Here is a 9,783-nt window from a genome sequence, read left to right as displayed (position 1 = left end):
GCCCTTCGACTGAGCAACTACAAAACCAGCTCTGCCCGCCGCGTACCCCACAACAACGATCCCCGCCCCACCAAAGGAAAAAGCAACAAGCTCTCCACAGGCCTCCAAACATAACAACTACCTCCTCGGAGCAGCCGGGAACGCAAAAGTCCCCGGCCAGATGGCCAGGGACCCGTTACTGCATGGAGGGGGCGACGGGAATCGAACCCGCGTCATCAGTTTGGAAAACTGAGGCTTTACCATTAAGCTACGCCCCCGTATTTCGGGGCTGTTGTGGGCTTTCGCCGGAACAACTCCGTAACACTATCAACCACTTTGCCAGTCTCGCAAATCGGCGCTCGAAGGAACTCAAAAGTGCGTTGATTCTCCGGCATTTAGGCCTTTCCGCTCTGGCAGTGCGGGCACCAATAGAGCTTTCGGCCACCGAGCTCAGCCATGGCGATCACGGTCCCGCAATGCCGGCAGGGCTGACCAACACGTTTGTACACATAATGCGCGTCTTGCACCGGGACATCCTTATTGGGGCGGCTTCCGAGCAGAGCAGGATCAAGCCCGTGGCCCACAGCTGCGCCCAGCCCTGAAGGTCGGTCCCCCAATTCAGTGGTGATGATGCGCCCGTCACGGACGCCGTCGGCCATAATCTTGGCAATGTCCTCCCAGAGCGCCCGGGCCTCTTCCACTTGCAGACTCTTGCCTGGCCGCATCGGATCCAAGCCCAGACGGAACAGCACCTCCGCGCGGTATACATTTCCGACCCCGGCCAGCACCTCTTGCTTCATCAGTTGCAAGGCGATGGAAGTGAGGCTTTTGCGGATCCGCCGGCCAAATTCTTCACCGTCCCCGGGCAGGTTGTTCAGCGGATCCGGGCCCAGCTTTCGCCGCACCACAGCGGCCTCGGCAGGCGTGAGAACCTCGCAGGCGGTTGGCCCGCGAAGATCGGCCCAGCCGTGGGCGGAGACCAGCCGAACCCGCACGGCACCCTTGGGCTCCGGCGGTCCACCGTGGCCCCACCCGCCGGAGTCCCCAGCGACTTCCTGTTCTCCGATCCGCCGGGGCGCACCAATACTGGAGGCTCCCGTAAAGGTGGAGTCTCCGCCAAAGTCCCAGGCACCGTAGAGCCCAAGATGGACCCGCAGGATCAGCTCATGCGAGAAGGTGAGGAACATTTGTTTGCCGTGGGCCTCTGCGCGCTCCAGCGCCTGCCCGTCAATCAGCCGCGCGCCAGCCGCAAACTTGCCCTGCGGGCTGGATACGGCCAGCACTGAGCCAGCAAACACGTCGTTGAACTGCCGCGCCAGGCGGTGCACCGAATGTCCCTCAGGCATTTACTCGACAACGTCTCCGGTGGTCTCGTACGTGGCGATCTTGCCGATGCGGCGCACGTGGCGTTCGGCATCGCTGAAGGGCTCGGCTAGGAAGGCCTCAATGATTTCGGTGGCCTCCTCAACGCTGTGCTGGCGTCCGCCCACAGCCACAACATTGGCGTTGTTGTGCTCGCGGGCCAGCTGGGCGGTGGAGAGGTTCCAGGCCAGTGCTGCACGGACGCCCTTGACTTTGTTTGCCGCGATCTGCTCGCCATTGCCGGAGCCTCCCAGCACAATCCCCAGCGCGTCTACGCCTGCGGACTGGTCCGCCACCACGGCGAGGGCTGCGTTGATGCAGAAGGAGGGGTAGTCGTCCTCGGCGTCGTATGCCTGCGGGCCGTGGTCAACCATCTCGTAGCCCTTGGCTGCCAGAGCGGTGATGAGGTGGGCGCTGAGCTCCATGCCGGCGTGGTCGGTTGCGATGTGAACGCGCATGAGGATTCCTTCGTTTTGGGATTGAGTACCGCCACAAGCCTACCTATGGCCGGGGCATGCTTTGGCCGCTGCCACTTGCTACCCGCCCGGCCCTGCTCAGCGCTGTGTTGGCGGTTTTCCGGCCCGGCGGTTGAGGATTTCGGAGAGTTCATCGGCCGTGTCGAGGTTGGGGGCACTGACGGCAACCTTTGCGCCGTCGTTCATTCGAAGGACCACGGCGGCACCCGAGTAGCTCAAAAAGGTTGCGTTGCCGCTGTGCTTGCGCAGGCCCCAACCCCCGTAGTCTTTGGCAACAATGTCTAAAGAAACTGCTGCGGCAATCTCTTCGCAAGGTGCCACCAGAGCGGGGATGAAACCCAGAATCTTGACGGTGAGCCCCTGGCGGTCCACGTGAACGGTGGCACACAGCATGGCCACGAGCAGCAGGGCCGCCGCCAGCAGTCCTAGCAGTATCCACGGGGAAATCAGTGCCAGCAAAGAGCCGGGGAGCACCGCCAACAACAGGATCATCATGGTCACGGATCCGCGCGGATGGAGGAAGTAGGCCAGCTGATCGTGCGCCGCCGCGGGATCGTGGGCACTGTCAAGGATCCCTGCCAAGGCGGCATCATCGGCTCGGGTCCACTGCTCATCGGGTTTGAACGTCAAGGCCAGGACCACGCCCATGGCGGCTGCCAATCCGGAGCCCATGAGCATCACGTAGCCATCCACTCGCACCGCAGGCAGCGGGCCTTGACTGGATTGGCCCAACAGTGCCGCGGCAAACAAGGTGCAACTGGCCAGTTGAAGGGCCATGGCTGTGCCTAAGAGAACTCGGCGGCTGGTGCCTGGCAAGGTGGTGCGCGCTCCCCACCCGCCAATTCCGGCGCCCAGCACCAGTATTGTCCCCACTCCCACGCTCAGGAATACAGGCAGAGAAACCGCGCCCCCGCCCCACGGCAGTTCCACGCCGTCAGGAAGATCGCCACCCACCAGCAGCCCGCCAATCACCAGCCCTATAGCCAGTAATCCGGGAAAGATCAGGGCGAACCGCAGCGCCCGGGCGTCAAGGTGCCGGGCGCTGGGTACGTCATGGCTGCCGTCAAAGGTCATGATGCTAGTTTTTCACTTTCGTGTTGCGGACGTAAGCGTTAATGAGCGCGGCCGCCTCGGCAGCCTTGAGCGTGCTGGGCATGGAGATGAGAAACCTCTGGTGGAAGCCCGCCTCAATGACCACGGCGGGCCCGTTGGCCATTATGAAGCCCACAGCTCCGCCGCTCATCCGGTATCCCCAGCCACCGTAGTCCATGGCTTTGATGTCCTCCACTGTGGCGTTGTGGATTTCTTCCCATTTCAACGGCATGATCTTAAAGAATCCGGAGGCCAGGACCTTCACGCCCTCGGCGCTGATCACCGCGGTGCCGCGGGTGAACACCCAAATTAGGCCTCCCACCACAACGCCGAGCAGGGCCAAGACAGGGAAAATGAAATAGGTGCTCACTGCCACAACACCGCCAACGCCTGCGCTCAACAGCCACGCCCAGGGGCCCATGGAGACCTTGATAGCCATGGTTTCGCCTCTGGCCGCACGTTCCTTCGCCGCCGCAGCAAGGCTTGAGTCCCCTGCGGTGGCCTCCTTGTTGGCAACCAGCACCTCGGGGCTGGGGCTCCTGTCCATCTCACCGGGCTTGTACAGCCACATCACCAAGGCACCTCCTGCAGCTGCCAGCGCCAAGCCCGCGCCCATAACGGGATTCGAAATTTCAGCCTGCGAAGATTCCGAGAGCCCTATCTGGCCTGCCACCACGGCAACCATCAGTGCCCCCACACCCATCCCCAACCCCACAGCCACACCGGCACCAATCCGGGCAAGCAAGCCGTTCTGTCCGCGAGCGAGCACGGCAAGGGCTGCAATGATGCCACCCACTCCAGGCATGGTCAGGACCGTGGTGAGCGCCACGCCCCACAACGAGGACCACCCATCCACCTCGTTCTTGGAGTTCCAATGGATGGCCAGTTCCTGGGGCAGCCGTGCGGAAATGGTAAACATCCAGACCGCGGCCAGGATCCCCAGGAGCAGCATCCCACCGAGCAGTCCAATCAACCACCGCTTGTTGTACTGGCGTTCCGCCGCTGCACCGCGCACTTGCTCACCCACTTAAAACCCCGCTGCTCGTCCTTGTCAACTATTCTCCTCCAACCCTGCCCCACGCCACACTCCCGGGCAAACCGCTGCCGCGGGCCCCATTTGCGCCCTAGCGCGTCTCGGCTGGAACGTCCACTGCCAGCTGGGTGGCAACATGGCTATGAAAAATTCGTTCGGATGAAATCGGTGCGGGGTTAGGGTGGAAGAATCATTTCAATCGCTGGCGCTCCTCTGCGCTGGCAGCAATGTTCCATCCGCACCCGAACGGAAGGCATCACTTTGCCTGGCATGAACCTCACCCGCGCCGAAGCCATTGAGCGCACAGCCACTTTGACCGTCACAAGTTATGACGTGAGCCTTGACTTGACCACCTCGGAACGCACCTTCGCCTCCACCACCACGGTGAAATTCAATGCCACAGAGGGAGCGTCCTCGTTCATTGACGCGGTAACGGAAAGCGTCAGCCGTGTCACTTTGAACGGGCAGGACCTTGATCCGGCGCAGGTTTCCGACGGCGTCCGCATCCAGCTGCCACACCTCGCCGCCGAGAACGTGCTGAGAGTGGAGGCGCAGGCGTTCTTTATGAATACCGGTGAGGGCCTACACCGGTTCGTGGACCCCGTGGATGGCGAGGTGTACCTGTACAGCCAGTTCGAGGTGCCGGATTCGCGCCGCATGTTCGCCGTGTTTGAGCAGCCGGACCAGAAAGCCACCTTCACCTTCCACATCACGGCACCGGATCACTGGGACGTCATCTCCAACTCCCCCACCCCCGTGCCGGAAGCCGCTGGCGAGGGCAAATCCACCTGGCATTTTGAGCCAACCCTGACAATATCCAGCTACATTACGGCCCTGATTGCCGGGCCTTACGAGTGTGTGCGCAGCGAATTGACCAGCTCCAACGGCCGCATTGTGCCCCTGGGTGTGTTTGCCAGGAAATCCCTGATGGAGTACCTGGATGCGGAGAACGTTTTTGAGCTGACCCGCCAGGGCTTTGAATTCTTCGAGGCGCAGTTCGGCGTCCCCTACCCCTTCCCCAAGTATGATCAACTGTTCGTCCCCGAATTCAATGCCGGAGCCATGGAAAACGCTGGCGCCGTGACGTTCTTAGAGAGCTACGTATTCCGCTCCAAAGTGGCGGATGCCACTGTGGAACGCCGCGCCATCACCATTTTGCACGAGCTCGCCCACATGTGGTTCGGCGATCTGGTCACCATGCGCTGGTGGAATGACCTGTGGTTGAACGAATCCTTCGCGGAGTTCATGTCCACCCTGGCCGCCGCCGAAAACACCAAGTATGTGGATTCATGGACCACGTTCTCCTCGCTGGAAAAAAGCTGGGCGTACCGCCAGGACCAGTTGCCCTCCACCCACCCCATCAAGGCCGAGATCAACGATCTCGAAGACGTGCTGGTCAACTTTGACGGCATCACCTACGCCAAGGGCGCCTCCGTTTTGCGCCAACTCGTGGCCTGGGTGGGGCAGGAGGAGTTCATGGCCGGCGTGCGCGCCTACTTCGCCAAGCACGCCTGGGGGAACACGGAACTGGCGGACCTCATGGTGGAGTTGGAAGCTGCCAGCGGCCGGGACCTCTCGCTCTGGACACAAAAGTGGCTAGAGACGGCAGGGGTGAATACCTTCAAGCCAGCCCTGGAAGTGACAGACGGCGGCGTCATCACCTCATTCGCGATCCTCCAGTCCGCTGTGGCAGAGCACCCAACCCTGCGCCCGCACCGCGCGGCCATTGGCTTCTACAACCTGGCCGCCACCGGTGAGGACGCCGGCAAACTGGTCCGCACCCACCGGGTGGAACTAGACGTTGACGGTGCCGTGACGGAGGTTCCCGAGCTGGTGGGCCTGGAGCGCCCGGCACTGATCCTGCTCAATGACGACGACTTGGCATACGCCAAGATCCGCCTCGATCCGCACTCGCTGCAGACAGCCAAGGAGCACCTAAAGGACTTCCGGGATTCGCTGCCGCGCACCCTGGTGTCAGCCTCGGCCTGGGATGCCACGCGCGACGGCGAAACCCCCGCCCGCGAGTACGTTGACTTTGTGCTGGCCACCATTGGCTACGAAAGCGATTCAACAGTCATCATGGTGCTACTGCGCCAGCTAAGCACCGCCTTGAGCTTCTATGTTGCCCCCGAACACCAGCAGGCCACGGCCATTGCCGCCGCCGATTCTCTGTGGGAGCTGACACGCAATGCCGCAGCAGGAACTGATGCGCAATTGCAGTTTGTCAAAGCGTTCGCCGCCCTGGCCCAGTCCCCTGCCCAGCTGGATCGTGTGCAAGCACTCCTTGACGGTGAGAAGATGCTGAACAAGCTGGTCCTGGACACCGATATGAAGTGGGAGTTCCTGATTGCCCTCGCCGCCGGTGGCCGGGCGGATGCCGCTGCCATTGAGGCGGCCCTGGCGTTGGACAACACACAAAACGGTCAACTTGCGGCAGCCACCGCCCACGCAGCCATTCCCACAGCCGAGAACAAGGCTGAGACGTGGGAGTCCGTCGTCGTCCGCGGGGACGGGGCCAATGCAATCCAGCGCGCGGCGATTGACGGGTTTACGAAGGGTTGGGACACGGCACTGCTGGAGCCCTTTGTGGCCAAGTACTTCGGTGCGCTCCGGGAGGTGTGGGAGAGCAAGTCCTATGAGACGGCGTCCACCATCATCACCGGCTTGTACCCGGTCAAGCTGGTTTCACAGGCCACCCTTGATGCTACGGATGCGTTCCTGGCCACCTTGGGCACCGAGGTGCCGGCCTTGCGCCGCCTGCTCGTGGAAAGCCGCGATACCGTGGTGCGAGCACTGCGCGCCCAGGCCGCGGACCGCTAGGCACCCCGGCTGTGACATTGCCCGGGCTGCAGCATATTTTGTTGCAGCTCGGGCAATTTTCACTGTGTTTATCTACCCGCCGCGGGTGTGGCGGACTTTCCCTGAAGTATTGCTAAAAAGTCTAGTCCTCCCCGGCTTTTCGGAGTAGCTTCAGGGCATGTTCACACATCATTTGAAGTCAGTTGCTGCCCGCGTAGGAGCTGTTACGCTCCTTTCCGCCGGGATGATTGTGGGCTTCGCCGGAACACCGGCCCTGGCCCAGACACAAACCACCCACACCACTGGAACAAGCAGTATCTATACGGTTCTGGGAGACTCCTATTCGGCAGGCTCCGGTGGTGGCGGCGAGGTTGGCGCCTGTGGCCAGAGCCCCAACGGCTATGGCCCCTGGGTGGCCGCTAAACTTGGCACCCACCTGGAGAATCTGGCCTGCGCCGGTTTTACCACCGATCAAGTGCGCACCCTGGAAGTGCCGTATCTGCAATCGGGCACAAAGGTCATCACGTTGACGGCCGGTGGTAACGATGTTGCCTGGACCGCCGCCATCACGGCCTGCCTTGCGCCAACATCAACTGCCACCATGTGCCAAGGTGCCGTGGCGAACTCCATCCATCTCATGAGCAAGTTGCCAAAATCTGTAACCTCCATGCTCAAGGCAGTCAAGGCCAAGGCTCCGGGCGCAAAGGTTTTGTACCTGGGCTATCCGCGGCTCTTTGAACCGCAGAACATGGCCGCTCTGGGATACACCCCAACTCAGATCTCCGGAACCCGGGCCTTGAACGCCGCCGCTGATCTGCTCAATGGCACGCTCGCTTATAGCGCCCTGTCCAACCGGGTGGCATTTGTCCCGGTGGCTTATCTCTTTAGCGGACACGCCGTCCCCTCAGCCAACCCTTGGCTGAACTACCCGGGCGGGCCTAACCCGTACGCGTTCCATCCAAATGCTGCCGGCTACCAGTACGGGTACGCAGCAGCCCTGAAGTACTTCCTCTAAAGCACCTCCCACAAAGTGATTCTCACACCCCGGGGCAGGCAATATCCCAGGGGTGTGAGAATCCCCTATGCTTGGCTGCATGAGCCTGACTAAGCACTCTTATGAGATCAACGTCCACTGGACAGGTAACCGAGGGCCCGGCACATCCAGCTATAAATCGTATGGCCGCGATCATGCCATCACGGCGCAGGGCCTGCCGGCACTCCTGGGCTCAGCGGATAAGACCTTCCATGGGGACCGGGACCGGTGGAATCCGGAGCAGTTACTGTTGACAGCCCTGGCCCAGTGCCACATGCTTTCTTATCTGCATGTAGCCGTAAAACACGGGGTGGTAATCACCAAATATGAGGACACCGCCACGGCCACGCTGGTGCTTAACCCTGATGGCAGCGGACAATTTGAGTCAGCCACCCTGCACCCCAAAATTTATGTGGCAGATCCAGCCACCGAATCACTCGCCCTCTCCCTACATGCCGAAGCAGCGGCTGCGTGCTTCATTGCCCGCAGTGTGAACTTTCCCGTGCACCACCAGCCGGGTCTATTGGCTGCCACGCAGGACTGAGCACCCAGGACTAAACCGTGTCCACTGCGCGTTAGGGTTGTTAATGATCATCCCTGCCCCACTGGAACGGACTTTAAGGTAAATCGCGCGTGCAGCTAACCAACTTATTGGGTGAACCCACTGAAGGCTTCTTCGAGAACCTTGCCCAGGCCGGCATCACTGTGGCAGTGGGTCTGGTGGTGTGGCTGGTGCTGCACTACTTCATCCGCATAGTGGTCAAGCGCGCTAAGGCCGAGACTACGTTACTGGAGCACCGGAGCATGCGTTGGGCCGCGCCCATGCTGCGCACCATTGACCCTGTGGCGCGTGCTCTGGATAATGAACGCCGAGTCCAGCGGGCCCGTACCATCGGCACCTTATTGAACTCCGTCGTGACAATAGTGGTGGCTGTGGTGAGCGGGTTCTACGTTCTCATTGCCTTCAAGATAGACATTGCTCCGCTGCTGGCAAGCGTGGGCGTACTCGGTATTGCCATTGGTTTTGGCTGCCAACAACTGATCCGTGACTTTTTGGCCGGCATTTTTATTGCCATTGAGGACCAGTTCGGCATTGGTGACGTCATCCAAACCAGCGAGGTGATTGGCACGGTTGAATACGTCAGCTTGCGGATCACCCGGGTCCTTGGCGAAGACGGCACGCTCTGGTACCTGCGCAATGGCGAGATCCTGCGCCTGGGCAACCGTTCCAAGGGCAGCTACCATCCCCCAGCTGAAGCAGGCTCACCCACCTCAACTCAAACGCCGGTCACCTCAAGCACCCCGGCACCAGCCCCCGCACCGGCACCCGGGCAAGTCCCGGCGTCGGAGTTGAACGAGACCTCTGAGTAAAGAACATCAGAGTAAGAACACCAGAAAGCACTGAACAGACTATGAGTTCCCAGCACAATCCCACATCTCCCTTTGCGAACGGCCCCGCCGCTAACGATGCCGCGGAGGGGACCCCTATCCCGTCCCGCTTTGGCGAACCGCTGGCCACGCTCCTGCCAATTCCCACCGTGGGCAAACCGTTGCCGTCCACATCGGGGCTTACCCCGGATGAAGCAGAGGATTACTCGGACACGTTTTACGGCCAGGTGGGCGGGCATGAAACCTTCAAGAAAATGATTCATGTGTTCTACCAGGGCATCGCTGCTGATCCAGTGCTGCGCGCCATGTACGCCGAGGAAGATCTGGGCCCGGCTGAACACCGCATGCTGATGTTCATTGAGCAGTACTGGGGCGGGCCGCGCACCTATCTTGAAGAGCGCGGACACCCGCGGCTGCGCATGCGTCATATGCCATTCGCCGTGACCCCCGAGGCCCGTGACCGCTGGCTGGTGGCCATGCGCAAGGGAGTCGATTCCGTGGAGCTCTCCCCCATGCACGAGGCCACCCTGTGGGACTACATGGAACGGGCCGCGGCGTCGTTAGTGAACGCAGCGTCGGTTCCATCACAGGCACTCTAAAAGGCCAGCTGGGTGGGGTGG

The 9,783-nt window shown here is 61.4% G+C and carries 9 protein-coding genes and 1 tRNA gene; 5 read left to right on the top strand and 5 right to left on the bottom strand.

Features of this window, described 5'->3' with window-relative positions; all coding sequences use genetic code 11:
* Window positions 1-183 precede the first annotated feature (183 nt).
* The 5 genes from ABIB48_RS17235 to ABIB48_RS17215 form a co-directional block, all read right to left on the bottom strand.
* Window positions 184-257: transfer RNA gene (locus ABIB48_RS17235), tRNA-Gly, on the bottom strand.
* Window positions 258-374: 117 nt separating this feature from the next.
* Window positions 375-1,325, bottom strand: coding sequence for an Fpg/Nei family DNA glycosylase (locus ABIB48_RS17230; protein WP_354213737.1), 951 nt, complete (start codon window positions 1,323-1,325; stop codon window positions 375-377).
* Entirely contained in the window at window positions 1,326-1,799 is a 474-nt protein-coding gene (locus ABIB48_RS17225) for a ribose-5-phosphate isomerase (protein WP_315913624.1), read from the bottom strand. It abuts the gene before it with no gap.
* Window positions 1,800-1,895: 96 nt separating this feature from the next.
* Window positions 1,896-2,891: a hypothetical protein gene (locus ABIB48_RS17220; protein ID WP_354213736.1), complete on the bottom strand. Its 996-nt coding sequence runs from the start codon at window positions 2,889-2,891 to the stop codon at window positions 1,896-1,898.
* A gap of 4 nt (window positions 2,892-2,895) precedes the next feature.
* Complete coding sequence (locus tag ABIB48_RS17215; RefSeq protein WP_354213735.1) at window positions 2,896-3,936, bottom strand: DUF1648 domain-containing protein; 1,041 nt, start codon at window positions 3,934-3,936, stop codon at window positions 2,896-2,898.
* A gap of 276 nt (window positions 3,937-4,212) precedes the next feature.
* Between ABIB48_RS17215 and pepN the strand changes: the two genes are divergently transcribed.
* From pepN to ABIB48_RS17190, 5 genes are all read left to right on the top strand, one after another.
* Complete coding sequence (pepN, locus tag ABIB48_RS17210; protein WP_354213734.1) at window positions 4,213-6,762, top strand: aminopeptidase N; 2,550 nt, start codon at window positions 4,213-4,215, stop codon at window positions 6,760-6,762.
* Window positions 6,763-6,919: 157 nt separating this feature from the next.
* Entirely contained in the window at window positions 6,920-7,756 is an 837-nt protein-coding gene (locus ABIB48_RS17205) for an SGNH/GDSL hydrolase family protein (protein WP_354213733.1), read from the top strand.
* Window positions 7,757-7,835: 79 nt separating this feature from the next.
* Window positions 7,836-8,318 carry an OsmC family protein gene (locus tag ABIB48_RS17200; RefSeq protein ID WP_110106501.1) on the top strand — a complete coding sequence of 161 codons (483 nt, stop codon included), beginning with the start codon at window positions 7,836-7,838 and terminating at the stop codon, window positions 8,316-8,318.
* 89 nt (window positions 8,319-8,407) lie between these two features.
* Window positions 8,408-9,145 (top strand): mechanosensitive ion channel family protein, encoded by a 738-nt coding sequence (locus ABIB48_RS17195; RefSeq protein WP_354213732.1) that lies wholly within the window; start codon window positions 8,408-8,410, stop codon window positions 9,143-9,145.
* 41 nt (window positions 9,146-9,186) lie between these two features.
* On the top strand, window positions 9,187-9,762 hold the full coding sequence (locus tag ABIB48_RS17190; RefSeq protein WP_315913618.1) for a globin: 576 nt from the start codon (window positions 9,187-9,189) through the stop codon (window positions 9,760-9,762).
* The last annotated feature ends 21 nt before the right edge of the window (window positions 9,763-9,783 follow it).

It is taken from the genome of Arthrobacter sp. UYCu511 (assembly GCF_040547105.1).
Lineage (GTDB): Bacteria > Actinomycetota > Actinomycetes > Actinomycetales > Micrococcaceae > Specibacter > Specibacter psychrochitiniphilus.
The sequence above is the reverse complement of the archived record's forward strand: the minus strand, read 5'-3'. Positions and strand labels throughout refer to the sequence as shown.

Bases quoted from the DNA above. Each gene is read 5' to 3' on its own strand.
- pepN (WP_354213734.1), top strand. From the start codon at position 4,213: ATGAACCTCACCCGCGCCGAAGCCATTGAGCGCACAGCCACTTTGACC.
- ABIB48_RS17225 (WP_315913624.1), bottom strand. From the start codon at position 1,799: ATGCGCGTTCACATCGCAACCGACCACGCCGGCATGGAGCTCAGCGCC.
- ABIB48_RS17220 (WP_354213736.1), bottom strand. From the start codon at position 2,891: ATGACCTTTGACGGCAGCCATGACGTACCCAGCGCCCGGCACCTTGAC.
- ABIB48_RS17205 (WP_354213733.1), top strand. From the start codon at position 6,920: ATGTTCACACATCATTTGAAGTCAGTTGCTGCCCGCGTAGGAGCTGTT.
- ABIB48_RS17190 (WP_315913618.1), top strand. From the start codon at position 9,187: ATGAGTTCCCAGCACAATCCCACATCTCCCTTTGCGAACGGCCCCGCC.
- ABIB48_RS17200 (WP_110106501.1), top strand. From the start codon at position 7,836: ATGAGCCTGACTAAGCACTCTTATGAGATCAACGTCCACTGGACAGGT.
- ABIB48_RS17230 (WP_354213737.1), bottom strand. From the start codon at position 1,325: ATGCCTGAGGGACATTCGGTGCACCGCCTGGCGCGGCAGTTCAACGAC.